This is a genomic window from Mesorhizobium sp. WSM1343, assembly GCF_055901535.1.
Genome location: NZ_CM148370.1, coordinates 1,900,900 through 1,921,974, shown reverse-complemented (window position 1 = coordinate 1,921,974; position 21,075 = coordinate 1,900,900). Strand labels below are relative to the sequence as shown.

Here is a 21,075-nt window from a genome sequence, read left to right as displayed (position 1 = left end):
CGCCGGTTTTATGACGGATCAAAAAAATGTCAGTTGAGAGAACCACGGCCGCGGGCGGCATGGAAACCTCCTATGGTTTCAAGCGTGTAGGGGCTGGCGACAAGCAGTCCCTGGTCAACGATGTTTTCCACAAGGTCGCCAACCGCTACGACCTGATGAACGATCTGATGTCGGCCGGCCTGCACCGGCTGTGGAAGGACGCCATGGTCACCTGGCTCAATCCGCCTAAACGGGCGGGCTGGAAGGTGCTCGACGTTGCCGGAGGCACCGGCGACATTGCCTTTCGCATCGTCGATGCCAGCCACGGCAATGCCCATGCCACCGTGCTCGACATCAATGGCTCGATGCTGGCTGTCGGCCGCGACCGGGCCGAAAAGAAGGGCCTGTCCGGCAACACCGATTTCGTCGAGGCCAATGCCGAGGAACTGCCCTTCCCTGATGCCACATTCGATGCCTATACCATCGCTTTCGGCATCCGCAACGTACCGCGCATCGAGGTGGCCTTGGGCGAAGCGTTTCGCGTGCTGAAGCCCGGTGGGCGCTTCCTGTGCCTGGAATTTTCCGAGGTCGAGATGCCGCTGCTCGACAAGGCTTATGAAGCCTGGTCGTTCAACGCCATTCCAAAGATCGGCAAGATGGTCACCGGCGACGGCGAGCCCTATTCCTATCTGGTCGAATCGATCGCCAGGTTTCCCAACCAGCAGAATTTCACGACGATGATTTCCCGCGCCGGCTTCGACCGCGTTTCCTTCCGCAACTATTCCGGCGGTATTGCAGCACTTCATTCGGGCTGGAAGCTTTGAGGCCGGACCGCATTTCTCACAATCGACGCGTGCTATGCCGGTTCAAAGAGCCGGCAGGGTTGGCGCGGCGATGAGCAATGTCAGTGCAGGATTCCGGCTCGTAAGGGCCGGCTGGGTGCTGGTCCGCGAGGGTGTCGTCGCCGCTCTGCCGGGTGAGGAACTGTCCGGCCTGCCGAAGTTCGGCTGGCGGATGGCACGGCTGTTCACGCGCCGCCGCGCGCTGGCCTATGAGCGCAGCGACCGGCTGGCCAAGGCGGTCGTCCGGCTCGGTCCCTCCTATGTAAAGCTCGGCCAGTTCCTGGCGACACGGCCCGACGTCGTCGGCAACGACATGGCGCTCGATCTTGCCATGTTGCAGGACAAGATGCACACCTTTCCGAAGGCCGAAGCCATAGCGGCCATCGAAGCCTCGCTCGGGCGCAAAGTCGGCGATCTCTACGCGCAATTCGGCGATCCGGTCGCCGCCGCCTCCATCGCCCAGGTCCATGCCGCCGGTGCCATGCATGACGGCGTTGCCACCAAGGTGGCGGTCAAGGTGATCCGGCCCGGCGTGCGCCGCCGCTTCTTCCAGGATCTCGAAAGCTATTTCCTTGCCGCTCGCCTGCAGGAGAAATACATCCCCTCGTCCCGCCGGCTGCGGCCGGTCGAGGTCACCCAGACGCTGGCGCAGACCACCAAGATCGAGATGGATCTTCGCCTCGAGGCGGCGGCCCTCTCGGAGCTCGGCGAAAGCACCAGGGACGACCCCGGCTTTCGCGTGCCGTCCGTCGACTGGGAGCGTACCGGCCGCGACGTGTTGACCATGGAATGGGTCGACGGCGTCAAGATGAACGACATTGCCGGACTGGTCGCGGCGGGCCACGATCTGAAAACCATCGCCACCAACCTGATCCAGTCGTTCCTGCGCCACACGCTGCGCGACGGATTTTTCCACGCCGACATGCATCCGGGCAATTTGTTCGTCGAGGCGAACGGCACCATCGTCGCCGTCGATCTCGGCATTGCCGGCCGGCTCGGCAAGAAGGAGCGCCGCTTCCTCGCCGAAATCCTCTACGGCTTCATCACGCGCGACTATCTGCGCGTCGCTGAGGTCCATTTCGAGGCCGGCTATGTGCCGCGCCAGCACAATGTCGCGGCCTTCGCGCAGGCGATCCGGGCGATCGGCGAGCCGATCCATGGCCAGCCGGCCGAGACCATCTCGATGGCCAAGCTTCTGACGCTGCTGTTCGAGGTTACCGAGCTCTTCGACATGGCGACGCGGCCCGAACTGATCCTGCTGCAGAAGACCATGGTGGTGGTCGAGGGCGTGGCGCGCACGCTCGACCCGGCCTTCAACATGTGGAAGACTGCCGAGCCGGTGGTCGGCGACTGGATATCAGGCAATCTTGGGCCGCGTGGCATGATGATGGATGCGCGCGATGGCGCCAAGGCGCTGCTGACGCTGGCCCGCCAGGTGCCCGAGCTTGCGGCGCGCACTGACCGGCTGTCGCGCGAGATCGACCTGATGGCCGAGCACGGCCTGCGCTTCGACGAGACCACCGCCCACGCCATCGGCAAGGCCGAGGCGCGCTACAGCCGTTCCGGCCGCTGGGCACTCTGGGTGATTGCCGTGACGCTGGTCTATATCGCCTGGAAGATGATCTGAGTTCTCGGTGACAGCAGTGCCGGCATTGCTATCATTGAAAGCATCGCTTTCATGGACTACGTTGAGGTAAGGAGCAAAAACATGAGCACACTTACCATCCGCAATCTCGACACCAACGTGAAGCAGAAACTGCGTGAGCGAGCTGCCGTGAGGGGAGTCTCCATGGAAGAGGAAGCGCGTAGCGTTCTTGCCAAGAGTGTTCTTTCGGACGGTGTGGACCAAGACCCTCGGGGAGAGTCACTCTATGCCGCGATTCGTAGGCTGGTTGAGCCCCATGGCGGTTTCGATGTCGAGTTGCCGGAGCGCGGCCCTACGCGCGAGCCACTGAAATTTGACTAACCATGTTCGTGCTGGATACGAATGTTATCTCGGAAACCTTCAAACCACGGCCGGATGCAGGGGTGGCTACCTGGATGGATAGCTCGCTCGCGACCCGCTCATATGTCACGGCGATGACCAAGGCAGAGCTGCTCGTTGGGCTTGCGAACATGCCGGACGGAACGCGTAAGGCTGCACTGGGTAGTGTCATCGGGGCCTTTTTCACCAAATGGCTCAAGACCCCAGTGCTCGCGTTCGGTGACCGCGAAGCCGAAGCATACGCGGAGATTGTTTCGAACAGACGATTTCTGGGACGTCCTATACGCGAATTTGACGCACAGATCGCCTCGGTTGCTCGCTCGCGGGGCTTTGCGATGGTGACTAGAAATGTTGCTGACTTTTCCGATTGCGGTATCAGCATAGTCAATCCTTGGGAGGGTGCATGAGCCTCTCCGGCAAGCACATCCTGCTCATCATCGGCGGCGGCATCGCCGCCTACAAAGCGCTGGATCTGATCCGCCGGCTGCGCGAGCGCGGGGCCGCGGTTCGGGTGGTCATGACATCGGCCGCGCAGGAATTCGTCACCACGCTGTCGGTCGGCGCGCTCTCCGCCGACCATGTTTTCACCGAGCTGTTCGACCGCAATGACGAACACGATGTCGGCCATATCAGGCTGTCGCGCGAGGCCGATCTGCTGGTGGTGGCGCCCGCCACCGCCGACCTGATGGCGAAGCTCGCAAACGGCCACGCCAACGATCTGGCCTCCACCGTGCTTGTCGCCACCGACAAGCCGGTGCTGATGGCGCCGGCCATGAACCCCAGAATGTGGGCGCATCCGGCCACCCGCCGCAACCGCGCGACGCTGCAGAAGGACGGCGTCACCTTCGTCGGTCCGGCAAGGGGCGAGATGGCCGAAAGCAATGAGACGGGCGAAGGCCGCATGGCCGAACCGCTGGAGATCGTTGCCGCGGTCGAGGCGCTGCTCGATGTCGGCCCCAGGCCGCTGTCGGGGCGCAAGATCATCGTCACCTCCGGCCCGACCCATGAGCCGATCGACCCGGTGCGCTACATCGCCAACCGCTCGTCCGGCAAGCAGGGCCATGCGATCGCGGCAGCACTGGCCAGGCTCGGCGCCGATGTGCGCCTCGTCTCCGGCCCTGTCGGCATCGCCGATCCCCCCGGAGTGAAGACCATTCACGTCGAGCGTGCGCAGGAGATGCGCGACGCGGTGGAACGGCTCTTGCCCGCAGATGCGGCGGTGTTCGTCGCCGCCGTGGCCGACTGGCGCACCGAGAACTCGGCCGGTGAGAAGATCAAGAAGGTCGCGGGCGAAGAGCCGCCGGTGCTGCGCATGGTCGAGAATCCCGACATTCTCGCCGGCGTCGGCCATCACAGCCAGCGACCCGGCCTGGTTATCGGCTTCGCCGCCGAGACACAGGATCTCCTGCGCAACGCCGAGGCCAAGCTCAAGAAGAAAGGCGCCGATCTCATCGTTGCCAACGACGTGTCGCAGGGAAGCGGCGTCGGCTCTTCGGGCGTGATGGGCGGCGATCGCAACCGGGTGCGGATCGTGTCAAAGGCCGGTGTCGAGGAATGGCCGGAGATGAGCAAGGACGAAGTGGCGGCTCGGCTTGCCGCCCTGATCGCCGAACGGCTTAAAACAATCGTCGTTTGACTGAAAAATGTTCTGCTGCAGTGACGCACCGCCCTGCCGCGAGACTGCGTTCAGGCGGCGCGCGCTTTAAGTCCTGCGGCTCACATCAATTGGTCAAAAGCTCCGCGGTCCGGGCAAGTGCGCCGGCGAAGCCGTTGAGCGGAATGGAAAAGCTCACCGCTTGTCCGGTGTCTGCCGCGAAAGCGTCGATCTTCAGCGTGGTGCCTGATTTCAGCAGCGGCGTGACAGTCGCATCGAACACCACCGGCACCAGACAGCCGACGACCTGGCAGGTGTTGAACGCCAGGCTGCCGTCCAGCTTCTGATCGTCGATGGTCAGGCTCACCCCCTTGGCCAGCGCCAGGCCGAACGGCAGCGCAAGCGTTCCCGTGGCATCCTCGCCGGTCTTGCTCGACAGCTCGATCGCCAGCAGGCGCTGATTGTTTTGCTTGTTGAATTGCTGATGCGACAGGCTGCAGGTTTTGGTCGCGCCTGATATCTGGCAATTGACCGTCCAGTCGCCGTGGGTTTCGGACAGTGCCGACGCGCCACCGGGCAACTGCGGCGCATCGGCGGCAGCCGGTGCCGCGACCGCCTTGTCGCTCTTGGTTTGCGCCGCCACGGCCGGCACACCGACGGTGCAGGCAACACCCAGCATCGCCACGAAATACGCGAACTTCCTCATCAAGACCCCTCCCGCCCGGCTCCGCCTCGGGCCAGCTAGAAGCTGACCTTGAGAGACGCGCTGATCGCGTTCTGTTTAACCGTTTCGCCGAAGGCGCCATTATATCTGACGGACATGCCGACGCCATTGACGCCATTCAGTTCAAGGCCGGCGCCGACCCGATAGAGCGGCGAATCGACGGCCTCCGTCAAGTGCAATGCGGGGTTGCCAGGCAGATTCTCCGCCGCCGCGAAGCGACCTTCGATTTCCCACTCCTTGTTGGAAAACTCCGCCCCGGCCTTGCCGTAGACGCGAAGGCTGGCAATGTCGCTGAGCGCGATGTCGGTGCCGATCTCGATTGCAGGGGTTGCAGAATAGTAGGTGTTGGCCGAGCCATCGAAGTTGAAGGCGGCGACCGAACCCTCCTCCGTGCCTGAGACACGCAGCCAGCGCGCGTCGAACTGCACTGTCGGCTGCAGATAGAAGGCGCCCATCTCCCGGGTGAAACCCAACCGCGCCGAGCCGCCGAACATCGCGGTCTTCTGTGTGTAGGTGACGCTGCTGCCGATGCCAGGCAGCATTACCTCGTCGAGATAATCACCCGCCAACGTTTCGCCCGGAATGTAGAATGCCGGGTCGATATGGGTGTCGCGTTCGCCCTTGAACGAGCCCGTGCCGCCACCGAGTGCAAAGTCCACGAAGTAATTCTTGTTGGTATATTTGGCCAGCGCAAAGGCCTGCCAGGCCTCACCGGTGGTCTCCGACAGCAGGTCTCCATTGAAGCCGATCTTGGAATCGAACTCTGTGCGGCCGATCGTGGCGCCAAGCGACCAGTTCTGGCCGATCTCGCCAATGCCGCCAAGCGACATCGTCTTCAGGACGTCGTCGCGGCTCGTAGTGCCAGCGCCCGCGTCGCGGCTGTACTCGGCCTGCGGGCTGATCGTTGCCCAGACGCAGCGGCCGTCGGGATTCTTGTAGGCAGGCACGCCAGTACACTCACGCGCCGCTTCCAGCATCATGTCGGCTTCGCGGTTGATCATGTCGAACGTATGCACGGCATAATGCGGTGTGAGCCGGGTCAATGCTGCACCCAGTTCCTCTTCATTGGGCAGGAAGCGCAGCATGTTGATAAGCCTGGCCATCGGGTTGTCCGGGGTCGATGCTGCCTCGACATCGTCAAGGTACTGCGCCATCTGGAACACGCCGGGATCGGTGGTGCCGGACCCCGGATCCTGCGCCAGTTCCAGGAATGTCGGGTTGTCGGCGTAAAGAACGAGATCGGTGCCGCCATCCACCCGGAACTGGAAGTTGAAGCCCACTGCCGGATGCAAGGTCTTCGCTGCTATGCCGGAGTCGGTCATCCCCGAGCCGTTGGCGACCACATATTCCGTGAACAGCTTATCGATCGACAGGAAATTCAGCGGCGCTTCGCCGTTGAAGTCACCGGCCGCCGTTAGTGCCAGGGCATCCGTGATCTGGTTGTTGAGATCCACATCGGTGACGAAATCGCCGGAGAGGTTTTGTTTGAAGCCGCCGCCGACATCCACCTTCGCCACCACGCCGATGCCCTGGTTGGTATAGAGCCCGTCATTGGTGAACAGCCCGCCGCCGAGATCGATGGTTTTCAGTCCGACCATCGAGGCATCGGCAAAATTGTGGAAGCTGTTGTCGCCGCCGCCGAGATCGATGTTGCCGATGACGCGTCCCAGCGTGTCGCCCAGCGGCGAATTGTCGACATGGTCATCACCCGACGTGCCGGTAATGGCCAGCGGACTGAAATCGTCGAGCAGCGATTCCAGGATCGCATTGGTCGGCACGACGGGACCGGGCGCCAACAGGAAGGTCTGGAATGCCTGGATATCCGCTGCCTGGATCTCGAATGTCGGCGTCGCTCCCATTGCGTATAGCAGGCTGTGGTTGGTCAGCGCGTTGTTGGCGCCGCCGACGAGCATGGCGGCAACGCCGGTTCCGGCGCCGCCAATCGTGTAATGACCGTTGAGATTGATGGTGATGTTGCCTTTCGCGCCGTTGGCTGTGCTTTCGCCGTAGGCGGCCACGGAACCAGCACCCTGCGCGAACAGGCTGTCGCCCGCGGTCAGCGTAACCGCGTGCGCGTCGCCGATGCCGGTCGCGCTCTGTCCGAACATGGCATACGAGCTCGCACCCTTGACCCAGACCTGGCTCATGGCCGTCGCCGTCGCCGCCGCGGCATCGCCGATGCCACCGCCGGAACCGGCAGCGCCGGTGGAGAGCGTGCCGGCCAGGCCGCCGCCGCCGCCCACCGCCTGGGCCACGATGCCGTGCGCCCGCTCGCCATCGGTGACGATCTCGCCATCCTGCTGGATGGTCACCGTGCCGCCATTGCCCTTGGCACCCGCAAATGTGTTGAAGCCGATGGTGTTGTTGTCGATGCCGCTGCCGCCATCCGCCGTGGCGCCGAAGCGCCCGAAGCCGGCACCGCCGATGCCGCCGCCGCCGCCGACCGACTGAGCGATGATGGCGACCGCATCGACACCATGCGTGGTGATGGTGCCGGTGCGGATCACGGTCACGTCGCCGCCATCGCCGCCATTGCCGCCAAGGCCGCCGATGCCGAGCGCGTTCGAGGTTTTACCTTTTGCGTCGCCGCCGACACCGCCGCCGCCGCCCACCGACTGCGCCACGACGCCATGCGCGCGGGCGCCGAAGGTTTCGATCGATCCGGAAACCTCAACCCTCACATCTCCGCCATCGCCGCCGTTGCCGCCCTTGCCGCCCAGGCTGAGGGCAAAGGAGTCGGACCCGGCGAAGTCGGACGAAACCGTGCCGCCATATCCGCCACCGCCGCCGATGGACTGGGCGAAGATGCCGTATGACCCATCCTTGTGTGTGATGATCTCGCCATCGTTGGTGACGGTGACGTTGCCACCATCGGCCTCGTTGTCGGGGTCGTTGGGGTCGCCGACCACCGGGATCGGAATCCCGTTGGGTATGCTGGCACCGCCACCGATTGTCATGTCTGCTTCCGATGCGCCGGTCGCGGCACCCGAGGCACCACCGCCACCGCCGATCGACTGCGCAAAAATGCCGTGCGAGATATAGCCCAGTGTTTCAATCTTGCCGAAGTTGTTGACCTCGACCTCACCGCCGATGCTGCCACTGCCGCCTTGGCCGCCAATATACATGGTAACCGCCGTCTCGGCCTTACCGGTCTCCGTCGAGCCAGCGCCACCCGCACCACCGCCGCCGCCCACCGACTGTGCGAAGATGCCGTGCGAGTTGTCGTCCTGCGTCAGGATCGAACCGCTCTGGAAGTTCTGGACGTGAACCTTGTCGCTGGTACCGCCAGCGCCGCCGGCGCCGCCGAGGCTCAGCGTGATGGCGATCTTCGAGTCGGTGGATGACGTGCCGGACGCCCCGCCGACGCCACCGGAGCCGCCGATCGACTGCGCCAGGATGCCGTGGGAATTGGCCTTGTCGGTCTGGATTATGCCGCTGTTTTCGACATTGACCTTGCCGCCGTTGCCGCCGACCTCACCCGAGCCGCCAAGCGACAGGTTTACCGCGACTTCACCGCCATCGCTCTTGCCCTTGCTTTCGCCGGCACCACCTGCGCCGCCGCCGCCACCGACCGACTGCGCGAAGATGCCTATCGAGCGCTCCTGCTTGGTCCATATCGTTGTGCCGGCCATATTGACGACATCGACCTGGTTGCCATTGCCGCCCTTGCCACCCGCACCGCCAAGCGAGCCGCCGATTGCGTAAGTGCCAAGCACGCCAGAGCTGGACGAGCCGCCGACACCGCCGCCGCCACCGATCGAATTGGCGCTGATGCCATAGGAATCGGCGCCGTCCGTGACGATCAGATTGCGGTTGGTCACCAAAACCGTGCCGCCATTGCCGGCGCCGCCGGCACCGAGCGCGATCGCCGCGCCGATACCGACCGAAGTCTCGCCAGCATCGCCTGGGCCGACGATATCCTCTTTGGTCGAAGCCGAGCCGCCGCCGCCGCCACCGCCGCCGATGGACATGGCGAGGATGCCGACCGAGTTGAACCCGCTTGTGCGGATCTCGCCCAAATTATCGACTGCGACACCGACCTTGCCATCGAAACAAGTGGCATTGCCACCTGCGTCCGCGGCACAGGCGGCATCGTTGCCTTCGCCGCCATTGCCGCCGATGCTGACATTTGCGGTAACGCTCGTGCCGGCGGTGCCGCCGACGTGGAAGGCCTGCGTGTTTGTCGCACCGCCCATGCCGCCACCGCCGCCGATCGATTGGGCAACAATGCCGGACGAATAGTCGCCGTCGGTGGTCAAATTGGCGGAATTCGTAACATCCACGGCACCGGACTTGTTGCCTGTGCCACCCGCCCCGCCGACACCAACGTTGACGGCGACGTTGACGCCGTTTTCTGTACCGAGATCGGCCGTCGCGCCATTGGTTGCTCCGCCATTGCCGCCGCCGCCGCCGATCGACTGGGCAACGATCGCGGCGCTCATGTCCCCACCCGTCTTGATCGTCATGGCGTTGTGAACGGCGACATCGCCGCTGATGTTGCCCTTGCCGCCGCCGCCACCGATGGTGACTGTCGCATTGATGCTGGCGTTGACCCCGAAGCCGCCTGCAGCTCCCCAGGAATCGCCGCCATTGCCGCCGCTGCCGGCCACCGATTGCGCGAGGATGCCGATCGCGTTGGCGCCTTTGGTAACGATGCTGCCGCCGCCATTCATGCCGCTGTCGACGATGACGAGGTCGCTCTTGCCACCGTCGCCACCCCAGCCGCCAACAGTGACACCGAGTGAAACGCTGACCCCCGTGCTGGCTGCACCCGAAATCGTGGCAGCGCGGCCGCCATTGCCGCCGCCGCCGCCGATGGACTGGGCAACGATGCCGCCGGAACCGGCTGCGTCGGTGTCGGCAATCAGGTTGCCATCAGCCCGAACCGTTACCTTTCCACCATTGCCTCCGTTGCCGCCCTCGCCACCCACGGCAACCCCGACCGAAGCGGACACGTAGAGACCAGCGCTGACCGCGCCTGAATAAGCCGAACCGCCGTTGCCGCCACTGCCACCGACCGATTGCGCAAGAATGGCCTTCGAGCCCATGCCGCCGACATGAATGTCACCTTTGTGGGTGACCGTGACCTGGTTGCTGAGATTGCCATCGCCGCCACCGCCGCCGATCGCCACGGAAGCGGCGCCGAACAGACCGACGGCAAACGTTCCGACAGATCCGCCATTGCCGCCACCGCCGCCGACCGACTGGGCGAGAATGCCGTGTGAGAGGGAGCCCACCGTCGTGATGTTGGTGGTGTTCTTGACCTCTACCTCGCCGGCCGCGCCGCCGGCCCCGCCTTTGCCACCGATGCCGACCGCGGCAAAGGCGCCGGCCGCCATCGCAAACCCGCCGTCGCCGCCCGAGCCGCCGACCGACTGCGCGAAGATGCCGATCGACATATCCTTGTCCGTGCTGATCAGGCCTGTGTTTTCGACATAGACCTTCTTGCTCCCGCCGCCCGACGCGCCATCGCCGCCAAGCGAGAAGGACGGCCCGCCAACCGAGACGGCAAATCCGCCTGAGCCGCCACCGCCGCCGATCGACTGCGCCAGGATGCCATGAGACTGGACACCTTCGGTGTGTACCGCCGCGCCATTGGTGACATCGACGGTCCAGCCCGTGCCGCCGCCACCTCCCTTGCCACCGATTGTGACGTTGGCGCCGAGGCCGGCGGAAGCCGTGCCGCCGCCATTGCCGCCGCCGCCGCCGATCGACTGGGCGATGATACCCGTGGAGCGGTCACCAAGCGTGTGAATCAGCCCTGAATTGATGCCGACCGTCACTGCCTTGGCGTCGCTGGCAGTGCCGGCCTTGCCGCCGATGCTGACAGCAGCCACAAGACCCGCGCCGTTCAACGAGAAGCCGCCATTGCCACCGCCGCCGCCGACCGACTGCACGATGACGCCGGCCGAGTCCGACTGATGGGTCGTGACGTCAAGTGTTGTCGTCGAGAAGAACTTTGCCGTCCCGGCTTCGCCGCCCCCCGCGCCCGAACCACCGATGCCCACGCTTGCGTTGACGCTCAGGCCGAACTGGCCGCCGCCATTTCCGCCACCGCCACCGATTGATTGCACGATGATACCGGCCGACCTTTCGCGGAAAGTCTCGACCGAACCATTATAGGTGGCTTCCGTCGCCACGCCCTTGCCGGCCGCGCCGCCTCTTCCCCCCATGCCGAAGCCGGCAATCGCCGACAGTGTACCGGAAAAGCCGCCATTGCCGCCGCCGCCGCCGACCGACTGCACGATCAGGCCGGCCGAATCCGCGCCGTCCGTGGTGATCGATTGCATCGCGCCATCAGCCGTGCGCAGCGTGACGGCATCGGCATCGCCGCCGCCTGCGCCACTGCCGCCGACACCCACACTGGCGCCGAAGCTGGCAGCGCCGGAAAAGCCGCCATTGCCGCCGCCGCCGCCGATCGATTGGGCAACGATGCCGGTCGACCGATCCCCGGAGGTGTTGACGGTGCCGCCGACGGTCGCGTCGACCACGCCGCCTTTACCCGCCTTGCCGCCACTGCCGCCGACGCCCACTGCTGCGACGGTCGAGCCGGAAAGTGCAAACCCGCCATTGCCGCCGCCGCCGCCCACCGACTGCATAAGCACGCCGATGGAATCGTCCCCGAGCGTGGTGACCTTGGCGTTCGCAACGTTGTAATTCACCTTGTCGCCGTCACCCGCCGCATCGCCTGATCCGCCTACCGACACACCCACCAGGCCGCCAATGGCAATGGCGCCGCCGCCATTGCCGCCGCCGCCGCCGACCGACTGTGCGATGATGCCGCTAGCGGAACGGCCGTTCGTCTCGACGGTCACACCGTTGCCGGCCTGATTGACGTTGACCACGCCACCCTTGCCGCCAGTGCCGCCGCCACCGCCGATGGCGACCGAAATTGCAGGCGCTACGCCGATGGCGTAGCCGCCATTGCCGCCGCCACCGCCGACCGACTGGATCAGAATGCCATGCGCGCCGTCGCCGCCGTTTCCATCGACGCCGGTCTTGATCACGCCGCCAATATTGCCGGTCGCCGTATCGCCCTGGCCGCCACCGCTTGCCTTGCCACCGATCGACACGAGACCTATAGCGCCGCCGCCATCGCCACCGCCGCCGCCCACCGACTCGACCAGCATGCCGATGGCGCCCAGGCCACTGGTGGTGATGTTGCCGGTGTTGGTCCCCGTGGCTGCCCGGCCGTCATTGCCATCCGTACCCGCGCCGCCACCGCCGAACAGACCTAGACCGCCACCGCCGTCGCCGCCGCCGCCGCCCACCGACTGCACGACCATGCCGCTGGCAAAATCTCCCCGAGTTGTGATGGTCCCGGAATTTATCCCCTCGGCATTGCCGCCGATTGTCGGCACGCCCCCATTGCCGCCGTTACCCACGATACCGAAACCACTTGCACCATCACCGGCAACGCCGCCCGCCGACCGCACAAGCATACCCTTCGAGAAAGCCCCGTCCGTGGAAATGGAGCCGGCATTATCGCCTTTCGCGTCACCGCCGAAACCGCCATTGCCGCCATTGCCACCCTTGCCGGCACCGATCGCAGCGCCCAAGCCGCCATTGCCGCCGCGCCCTCCGCTGGAATTGACGGTGATGCCGTTCGAATTGACCCCGTGCGTGATGATATTGCTTTCGATCGTAGTGGTCACGGTCGCCGTGCCGCCATCGCCACCCCGCCCGCCGACGCCGCCCTTACCGCCTACCGCGATGGCGAATGCCCATGCGCCGTTACCACCATCCCCACCGCTGGCGTCGCCCAATATGCCGGGAGCATTGTCCCCCGATGTTTCGAGGGCGCCAGATGCGTTGTTTGTTATATCGACGGTTCCGCCCTTGGCGCCATCGCCGCCTTTACCACCCTTGATCTCCACAAAAGGCGGGACGGCTGTTGCATGGACAGCCGAGCCGCCATCGCCGCCGCGCCCACCCCGGGCGCTGCCAACGAAAGCGGCCTCCCCGGAGGTCGTGCGGCCGACACTATTCGTTCCCGTAGCCGGCGCCACCGGCGAATGGCCATCTCCGGCGTCAGCAGTACCGATTCCGTCATCACCATTGTCGCCCGGTGCACCATCCGTATTGATGGACAATTGCTGCGCATGGACCGGAGATTGAGCGTAAGGAAAGACCAGCCCCACCAGTGCCGTAGCGCAAAGCAATCGAGCTATCCGTTTGGGCAGAGTGGCGAGACATTGATTCGGCCGGCCGGGCAAACCCTTCTGAGTCGCCGCGGCATCACGAAGAACTTCCTCAGAACATGCCCTGGCTGAACCGTCGTCGGCCGATGCGCACGACAATACGGCAACGCGCTCTGTGAACAAAGCCATGCACTTACCCCCCGTTTTACGGGGGCGCGCCTCAATGCCTGCTTGAGTCCGACGCCACCGCTATGCTCTGCTCATGCAATTGCAATAAGGATGCCGGCACTGTGCAATAAGGTTCAATGCATTAAAACAGGGCATCCGTATTCCCACTTGCGGAGCTCTGACTCAATTAGAATACATTAACTTATGCCGGATGAAACCAAAAATTTACGTGGGGAACACTGACCAAAGCCACCGACGTTTCATAGTCATCATATGATGACTATCTGCCGTTTCGCGGCCGAAATCGCAGAACAAAGCGATTGGAGCGCCCGATTTCGTGATACTCGACCCGCTGGCCATGGCATCGACGCGCAAACGCCCTATATCAAAGGACAGAGTTTTTGCGCGGGAATGAACGGATGTCGGCACTTCGGCCATCAACGATCTTCACAGTGGCAATGCTGGCCACGGCAGTGCTGGCGGGCGTTTGCCTGCCGGCTTCCGCGCAAGCGCTCAATCCCGCTACCGGCAACAATGCGCTGATCCGGCAGAACGACCTGCAAATCCTGCAAAACAGGATACAGCGGCAGCAATATCAACAGCAACAGCAGCAGAATCGCGCCCAGGACCGCCAGATCTTTCAGCAACCGCCACCGGTCGTGCAGCAGCTCAAGCCAAGCTGCCAGACACAGATAATCGGCACCACCGCCGTGAGCAATTGCCGCTGACATCAAGGCCTTTTTCGTTTATTTAGCCGACTTATGTATTTCGAGTGTCGTTGGCACATGCGAAAGTTTTGGTTTTGCAACGACGCCTTGTCGCGCTATGCGGCATTGCATCGACTGGATTGACGAATGGCAGCCACCAAGAAAAAGGCCGTACGCAAGGCAAAGAAGGGCGAGAGAATCCGCCAGGTGGCGGCTATTCCCTTCCGGCTGACCGCGCGTGGCGACATCGAGGTGATGCTGGTCACGTCGCGTACCACCAGGCGCTTCATCGTCCCCAAGGGCTGGCCGATGAAGGGCAAGAGCGGACGCAAGGCGGCCACCATCGAGGCGCAGGAGGAGGCCGGCGTGCTCGGCAAGACGCTGAAGCAGCCGGCGGGCACCTATTCCTACTGGAAGCGGCTGGCCAATCGCTTTGTCCGCGTCGACGTCATCGTCTACCTGCTCGAGGTGAGCGAGGAACTGGCCGACTGGCAGGAAGCCAAACGACGCCAGCGGGCCTGGCTGGCGCCAGCCGATGCGGCCATGCTCATCGACGAGCCGGATCTTTCAACGTTGGTGAAGACGCTGAAGATCCCCGTGCAGGTGGATCAGGCGTAGAGCCTCACTCGCCGGGGTCATCGCTTTCGGGAAACGGCCGCACCGGCGTGCCGGTATAGGCCCACAGCCACTCGCGCGGCAGCGGCCCCTTGTTTCGCTCGCCATGCTGCGACTGCTCCCAGGCATGCGCCAGGATGCCGACCGAGCGCGACAGCACGAAAAGCCCTCGCGTCAGCGGCGGCGGAAAACCGAGTTCGCCATAGATGACGGCGGTGGCGCCATCGATGTTAAGCGGTATTTTTTTCCCCTTGCGGCGTTCGACGTCCGCCTCGACCGCTTCGGCGATATCGGCGAAACGCCCATTGACGGCACCGCGTGCGGCAAATTCGCGGGTCAATTCCAGCAAGCGCGGCGCGCGCGGGTCGACGGGATGGAAGCGATGTCCGAGCCCCGGCACATAGCCCTTCTCCTCGGCGAAGAACCGGTCGAGCCGCGCCGAGACCGCCTCATTCAGCGTCATCCCGGCATCGATCGCCACGGCAATGTCACCATAGAAGGAAAGCGCCTGCTCGCCGGCGCCTCCATGCACGTCGCCGAGAACGTTGATGGCCGAGGCCATGGCGCTGTTGATACCGACGCCGCAGGTTGCAGCCATGCGCGCGATGGCAATCGATGGCGCCTGCGGTCCATGGTCGACGGCGGCAGCCAAGGCAATGCCGAGCAATTCTGCCTGGTCCTCGCTGGGCAGTTCGCCGCGCAGCATCAGCCAGATGACAGCCGGAAAGCTGACGCGGCCGATCAGATCCTGGATCTCGTAGCCGCGCAGCCGGATGACACCTGGCCGCATCTCGATGATGTCGGTCTGCCACCATTCCTCGCCGCGCTCACGGCCCGTCTTCTTCTCCGTGCCGCTCATGCGCGTGCCTTTGTCCTGGTGCGGGGCGGCAGGTCGGCGAACACCTCGCTCATATGTTCGCCGAGCGCCGGCGGCGGCTTTGTCGGCAAGGGCGCCTCGCCATCGACCATGAAGCCGCCGCGCAAAACGGTCAGCGGCTTGTCCATGCCAGCCACATCGTCGAAATGCGCGGTCACCTGGCGCTCGAGGACTTGGGGCTCGGCCAGCACTTGCGGGATCGTCAGCACCCTGCCGGCAGGCACGCCGGCGCGATTGAGCGTCTCTTCCCAGGCCGCCGCCGAGGCGCCCGCCAGGGCGTCCTCGATCTCGACTTTAAGCGCCGCACGGTTGCGCTTGCGCGTCTCGCGCTCTGCATAGCGGACATCGGAAGCCAATTCCGGCCGGCCGATCAGCCGGCACAGCGCCACGAACTGCTCCTGCTTGTTGGCGGCGATGTTGATGAGCCCGTCGCCGGTGCGAAACGCACCGGAGGGTGCCGCCGTCATGTTCTCGTTGCCCATCGGCATGGGGTCGATACCTGCGGTCAGATAGTTGGAAACCGGCCAACCAAGTGCGGAAAGTGTGCATTCGAGCATCGAAACGTCGAGAAAGGCACCCTCGCCGCTCGTCTTCTGCCGCACCAGCGCCGAGGCGATGGCGAACGCGCCGACCAGTCCGCCAAGCGTATCGGCGACGGGATAGCCGACCCGCAGCGGCGCCGCTTCCGGTGTGCCGGTGATGCTCATGATCCCAGACAGGCCCTGGATGATCTGGTCATAGGCGGGATTATCGCGCATTGGCCCGGTCTGGCCGAAACCCGATATCGCGCAATAGACGAGGCCCGGACGAACCGTCTTCAGTGCCTCGTAGCCAAGCCCCAGCCGATCCATCACGCCGGGGCGGAAATTCTCCACCAGTGCGTCGGCGCTGGCCACCAGATCGAAAAAGCGCTCGCGATCGGCTTGCTTCTTGAGGTCGAGCACAACCGACCGTTTGCCGGCGTTCTGAGCCAGGAACGAGGCGCCCATGCCGGCGCTGTTCAGCTTCGGCGAGCCGCCGAGCTGGCGGGCGAGGTCGCCGCCTTGCGGCGCCTCGACCTTGATCACGTCGGCGCCCAGCAGCGCCAGCTGGTAGGCGCAATAGGGGCCGGCCAGGACATTGGTCAGGTCGAGGACGCGAATACCGGAAAGCAGTTCTGTCATGGCATCAGGGATCGATCAGGCATCGCCGGGCACATGCTCCGGTCCGCGCCGACGACGATGCTCGATGAAGGCCCAGATATGCGGGCCGGCGAGACCGATGAAGGCGAGCGTCAGCAGTGTCAGCGACAGTTTGTGGGTGTAGAACACGGACCAGTCGCCATTCGAGATGGTCATCGCCCGGCGGAACTGGGTTTCGGCGAGCGGCCCAAGGATCATGCCGATGATGACAGGCGCGGTCGGAAAATCGAACCGCCGCATCAGGAAACCGGCGGCCCCCAGCAGATAGAGGATGACGAGGTCGATGGGCGATTGCGAAATGCCATAGGTGCCGACCGTGGCGAACACCAGGATGCCGGCATAGAGCTGCGGCGCCGGGATTTTCAGCAGCCGCACCCACAGCCCGATCAGCGGCAGGTTGAGGATGACCAGGATGACGTTGGCGATGAACAGGCTGGCGATCAGCCCCCAGACGAGGTCGCCCTGGGTCGTCAAAAGCAGTGGTCCGGGATTGATGCCGTAGCTCTGGAACGCCGACAGCATGATCGCCGCCGTCGCCGAGGTCGGCAGGCCAAGCGTCAGCATCGGCACCAGCACGCCGGCTGCGGACGCATTGTTGGCGGCCTCGGGGCCGGCAACGCCTTCGATGGCGCCGACCGTGCCGAACTCCTGCTTGTGCTTCGACAGCTTCTTTTCGATGGCATAGGACAGGAAAGTCGGGATTTCGGCGCCGCCGGCCGGCATGGCGCCGATCGGGAAGCCGATCGCGGCGCCGCGCAGCCAGGGTTTCCACGAACGCCCCCACTCGGCCGCCGTCATGTAGAGCGAGCCCTTCAGCGGCACGATCTCGTCCTTGCCGGCATAGCGGCGCGAGGCCATGTACAGCGTCTCGCCGACGGCAAACAGGCCAACGGCGGCGATGATGACGTCGACGCCGTCGAGCAGTTCGGTCATGCCGAAGGTGAAGCGCGGCTGGCCGGTCTGCAGGTCGACGCCGATCATGCCGATGACGAAGCCTGCGAACAGGCTGGTCAGGCCGCGAACGGAAGACGAGCCGAGCACCGCCGAGACGGTGATGAAGGCCAGCACCATCAGCGAGAAATATTCGGCCGGACCGAAGGCCAGCGCGAATTTGACCACCACCGGCGCCAGGAAAGCGACGCCCATCGTGCCGATCGTGCCGGCTACGAATGAGCCGATCGCCGAAGTGGCGAGGGCTGCACCGCCGCGGCCGGAACGCGCCATCCTGTTGCCTTCCAGCGCGGTGACGATGGTGGCGCTTTCGCCGGGCGTGTTGAGCAGGATCGACGTCGTCGAGCCGCCGTACATGGCGCCGTAATAGATGCCGGCAAACAGGATGAAGGATGCCTCCGGCGCCACCTGATAGGTGATCGGCAAAAGCAGCGCGATGGTCAGCGCCGGCCCAAGACCGGGCAGCACACCGATGGCGGTACCAAGCGTGGTGCCGAGCAGGCACCACAGAAGGTTGACCGGGGTGAAGGCGACCGAGAAGCCATGTGCCAGATGTCCGAGCGTTTCCATGGCGTCAGCCCCTCAACATGGTGATGAACGCATCGATGACCGTGTTCAGCTGGTTCTCGATGAAACCGGCACCGATGTTGACGCCGAGCGCCCTGGCGAAGCCGAAATAGGCGGCCAGCGCCAGGATAAGGCCGAGCACGACGTCCCGCAGCGTACGCTTGCTGCCGAAGCCGTAGCAGACGAGCACGAACATGATGACGGATGCCGCCGTGAAGCCGAGCGGTTGGATGAGCAGCAGATTGGCGATCAGGCCGATAACGACGAAGCCCATTGCCTTCCAGTCGGTCGGCGTCTCCTTTTCCTCCTCCGGCTGCCAGCCGCCGCGAAGCGCGGCAAGGATGAGCAACAGCGAAAGTACCACCAGGCCAACCATGGTAAGGTAGGGAAAGACGGTCGGGCCGACCTTGGAGTAGAGCGGCGACACCGGGATCGCCAGCGTCTGCCAGGCAACGGCGCCGGCGCAGGCCAGGAGCCCGATGCCTATCAACAATTCCGGCACGGCAAGCCGCGACGGCGCCGGCTGCTGGTCGCTGGTGCTCATGATTGTCCTCCCCAGGAGAGCTGGCCAAGTATGGTTGGCGAAAATGCCCGGCGCCGCATGCTTGCTCCCCACCGCAGGGTCATGCCGGCTTGCATTTCATGCGAGAAGGGGCGACCTGCGCCGCCCCTATGACGATGGATCAGGCGAGCCCGAGATCCTTCAGGATCGCCTCGATGCGGGCTGAATCCTCGGTGACGAACTTCGCATAGTCGTCGCCGGTGAGCAGGATCGGCGTCCAGTTGCGGTTCTTGCATTCGGTCGCCCACGCGTCACTCTTGGCCATGGTCTCGATGAGGGTGATCATCGCTGCCTTGTCGGCGTCGGAAATGCCCGGCGGTGCGAAGACGCCGCGCCAGTTGAACAGTTCGACATCGATGCCGGCCTCCTTCAGCGTCGGCGCATCGATGCCGTCCTGGCGCTTGTCTGCCGAGATGGCGAGCAGCCGCAGCGCGCCCGCCTTGACCTGCTCGGAGAACTCGCCAAAGCCGGAGATGCCGGCCGCGACCTGGTTGCCGAGCAGCGCCGACAACGCCTCACCGCCGCCGGCGAACGGCACGTAGGACAGGTTTGTCGCCGGCACGCCGACAGTCTTGGCAATCAGGCCGAACAGGATGTGATCGGAACCGCCTGCGGAGCCGCCGGCGACAGGAACCTTTGTCGGATCGGCCTTGAGCGCGGCGACGAAATCAGCGGCCGTCTTGAACGGCGACTCCGCCGGCACGACCAAGGCCTCGAACTCGCCGGTAAGGCGGGCGATCGGGGTGACCTGCGTCAGATTGTTGGCGGCCTTGTTGGCAATGATGGCGCCAACCATGACCATGCCGGCAACCATCAGGGAATTGCCTTTGCCGTTCCACTGGCTGATGAATTGCGGCAGCCCGACAGTCCCGCCGGCGCCGCCGACATTGGTGATCTGCGAACCCGAGATGAGCTTTTCACTGCGCAGCACCTGGTCGATCGTGCGCGCCGTCTGGTCCCAGCCACCACCCGGTGCGGCAGGCACGAAGAGCTGTATCTGGGGCGCGCCTTCGGCGAAAGCGGGAGAAAGATGCGACGTCATCAGCCCGGCACCCACGGCTGCGGTGCTCATCAAAAATCTGCGTCTGTCCAGCATGGGATTCCTCCAAATCACGACACCTCCTCCGGTGCCCGCCAAAACGCGCCTGCATCCAGACCCGTCATCGATTTCAAGCAGATGTTACGGAGTTCTGTCAACGGAAACGATATTCTGCTGGACAGAACGATTTGGCGGCGCGACACAGTCGCGTCACTCGGCTTTCTTCAAACTGGAACCGCCATGGACTCGCCAAGCAAATCGGCAGATGCGGAAATCGACCGCGCCGAAGGTGTTGCAGCACTCGATCGGGCGATTGCCATCCTCGATGCCTTCAGCACGGAGGATCGGTCGCTCAGCCTGGCCGAAATCGCGGCGCGCACCGGCCTCTACAAGAGCACCATCCTGCGGCTTGCGAATTCCCTTTTGCGCGGACGATTGCTCGAGCGCCTCGACAATGGGCGCTACCGCGTCGGACCCGCGACGTTTCGGCTCGGTGCGCTCTACCAGCGTTCGGTCGTGGCGGTCGACATCCTGCTGCCGATCATGCGCGATCTTTCCGAGCGAAGCTGGGAAAGCGTTGCCTTCTACGTTCGCTCGGGCGATGTCCGCACCTGTCTTTACCGCGTCGAATCCAAGCACCCGATCCGCTACACGATACGCGAAGGCGACGTATTGCCTTTGCTGCTCGGCTCGGGCGGCCGCGTGCTCGCAGCGTTTTCGGGCCAGCAGGGCGAACCCTACGAGACCATCCGCAAGACCTGCAACTGTCTCGCCGTCGGCGACCGCGACCCCGAGACGGGGGGCGTGTCGGCGCCGGTATTCGGGCCAGGGGGCGTCCTGCTCGGCGCCTTGACCCTGGCTGGACCAAGCACGCGCGTCGACGCGGCCTTTCTGCAGCGCATGAAGCGTCCGCTGCTCGAGGCAGCGGCCCGCGCCACCCGCGCCTTCGGCGAGGACGCCTCAATGCTCGAGCAGGCAAGCCTGGCAGCGGACGCCCTGCCGTAGAATGCGGCCTGATTGGAAGGCTCGCCCAGTTCAACTTGACCAGAACCACACGGCGGTTCTTGGCGCGGCCCGCTTCGTCATCGTTGCTGGCGACAGGTGCCATCATGCCGGCGCCCGCAGCGGTCAGCCGCGCCGCTCA

15 protein-coding genes are annotated in these 21,075 nt (G+C 64.5%); 8 read left to right on the top strand and 7 right to left on the bottom strand.

From position 1 onward, the window contains the following. Nucleotides 1-26: 26 nt before the first annotated feature. The 5 genes from ubiE (at nucleotide 27) to coaBC (ending at nucleotide 4,441) form a co-directional block, all read left to right on the top strand. Complete coding sequence (gene ubiE, locus AC0NIL_RS09295) at nucleotides 27-803, top strand: bifunctional demethylmenaquinone methyltransferase/2-methoxy-6-polyprenyl-1,4-benzoquinol methylase UbiE (RefSeq protein WP_024502799.1); 777 nt, start codon at nucleotides 27-29, stop codon at nucleotides 801-803. Nucleotides 804-873: 70 nt separating this feature from the next. Next, the gene (gene ubiB, locus AC0NIL_RS09290) at nucleotides 874-2,448 is read left to right on the top strand and encodes a 2-polyprenylphenol 6-hydroxylase (RefSeq protein WP_473572564.1); all 1,575 of its coding nucleotides are present in this window, start codon (nucleotides 874-876) and stop codon (nucleotides 2,446-2,448) included. 81 nt (nucleotides 2,449-2,529) lie between these two features. Further along, nucleotides 2,530-2,787, top strand: coding sequence for a FitA-like ribbon-helix-helix domain-containing protein (locus AC0NIL_RS09285; RefSeq protein ID WP_013529622.1), 258 nt, complete (start codon nucleotides 2,530-2,532; stop codon nucleotides 2,785-2,787). A gap of 2 nt (nucleotides 2,788-2,789) precedes the next feature. Next, nucleotides 2,790-3,212, top strand: coding sequence for a type II toxin-antitoxin system VapC family toxin (locus AC0NIL_RS09280; RefSeq protein WP_013529621.1), 423 nt, complete (start codon nucleotides 2,790-2,792; stop codon nucleotides 3,210-3,212). Further along, entirely contained in the window at nucleotides 3,209-4,441 is a 1,233-nt protein-coding gene (gene coaBC / locus AC0NIL_RS09275; protein ID WP_473572565.1) for a bifunctional phosphopantothenoylcysteine decarboxylase/phosphopantothenate--cysteine ligase CoaBC, read from the top strand. The genes AC0NIL_RS09280 and coaBC overlap by 4 nt, the downstream gene beginning before the upstream one ends. Nucleotides 4,442-4,526: 85 nt before the next feature. Here the strand turns inward: coaBC and AC0NIL_RS09270 are convergent, their stop codons facing one another. Next, on the bottom strand, nucleotides 4,527-5,105 hold the full coding sequence (locus tag AC0NIL_RS09270) for an invasion associated locus B family protein (RefSeq protein WP_024502803.1): 579 nt from the start codon (nucleotides 5,103-5,105) through the stop codon (nucleotides 4,527-4,529). A gap of 35 nt (nucleotides 5,106-5,140) precedes the next feature. After that, nucleotides 5,141-13,216 (bottom strand): autotransporter outer membrane beta-barrel domain-containing protein, encoded by an 8,076-nt coding sequence (locus tag AC0NIL_RS09265; protein ID WP_473572566.1) that lies wholly within the window; start codon nucleotides 13,214-13,216, stop codon nucleotides 5,141-5,143. A gap of 635 nt (nucleotides 13,217-13,851) precedes the next feature. Between AC0NIL_RS09265 and AC0NIL_RS09260 the strand changes: the two genes are divergently transcribed. Together AC0NIL_RS09260 and AC0NIL_RS09255 are read left to right on the top strand one after the other, a co-directional pair. Next, complete coding sequence (locus AC0NIL_RS09260; protein WP_013529617.1) at nucleotides 13,852-14,160, top strand: hypothetical protein; 309 nt, start codon at nucleotides 13,852-13,854, stop codon at nucleotides 14,158-14,160. 126 nt (nucleotides 14,161-14,286) lie between these two features. Then, nucleotides 14,287-14,757, top strand: a complete 471-nt coding sequence (locus AC0NIL_RS09255; protein WP_013529616.1) for an NUDIX hydrolase — start codon at nucleotides 14,287-14,289, stop codon at nucleotides 14,755-14,757. Nucleotides 14,758-14,761: 4 nt separating this feature from the next. On the opposite strand, the gene AC0NIL_RS09250 is transcribed toward AC0NIL_RS09255, so the two are convergent. From AC0NIL_RS09250 to AC0NIL_RS09230, 5 genes are all read right to left on the bottom strand, one after another. Further along, nucleotides 14,762-15,613 (bottom strand): citryl-CoA lyase, encoded by an 852-nt coding sequence (locus AC0NIL_RS09250; protein ID WP_013529615.1) that lies wholly within the window; start codon nucleotides 15,611-15,613, stop codon nucleotides 14,762-14,764. Next, nucleotides 15,610-16,794, bottom strand: coding sequence for a CaiB/BaiF CoA transferase family protein (locus AC0NIL_RS09245; protein WP_473572567.1), 1,185 nt, complete (start codon nucleotides 16,792-16,794; stop codon nucleotides 15,610-15,612). Before AC0NIL_RS09245 ends, AC0NIL_RS09250 begins: the two co-directional genes overlap by 4 nt. Before the next feature lie 15 nt (nucleotides 16,795-16,809). Then, nucleotides 16,810-18,333 carry a tripartite tricarboxylate transporter permease gene (locus AC0NIL_RS09240; RefSeq protein WP_013529613.1) on the bottom strand — a complete coding sequence of 508 codons (1,524 nt, stop codon included), beginning with the start codon at nucleotides 18,331-18,333 and terminating at the stop codon, nucleotides 16,810-16,812. 4 nt (nucleotides 18,334-18,337) lie between these two features. Beyond that, nucleotides 18,338-18,874: a tripartite tricarboxylate transporter TctB family protein gene (locus AC0NIL_RS09235; RefSeq protein WP_027161342.1), complete on the bottom strand. Its 537-nt coding sequence runs from the start codon at nucleotides 18,872-18,874 to the stop codon at nucleotides 18,338-18,340. 139 nt (nucleotides 18,875-19,013) lie between these two features. Then, nucleotides 19,014-19,988: a Bug family tripartite tricarboxylate transporter substrate binding protein gene (locus AC0NIL_RS09230; protein ID WP_027161341.1), complete on the bottom strand. Its 975-nt coding sequence runs from the start codon at nucleotides 19,986-19,988 to the stop codon at nucleotides 19,014-19,016. Nucleotides 19,989-20,171: 183 nt separating this feature from the next. On the opposite strand from AC0NIL_RS09230, the gene AC0NIL_RS09225 reads away from it, so the two are divergent. Then, nucleotides 20,172-20,936: an IclR family transcriptional regulator gene (locus AC0NIL_RS09225; RefSeq protein WP_013529610.1), complete on the top strand. Its 765-nt coding sequence runs from the start codon at nucleotides 20,172-20,174 to the stop codon at nucleotides 20,934-20,936. Nucleotides 20,937-21,075 lie beyond the last annotated feature (139 nt).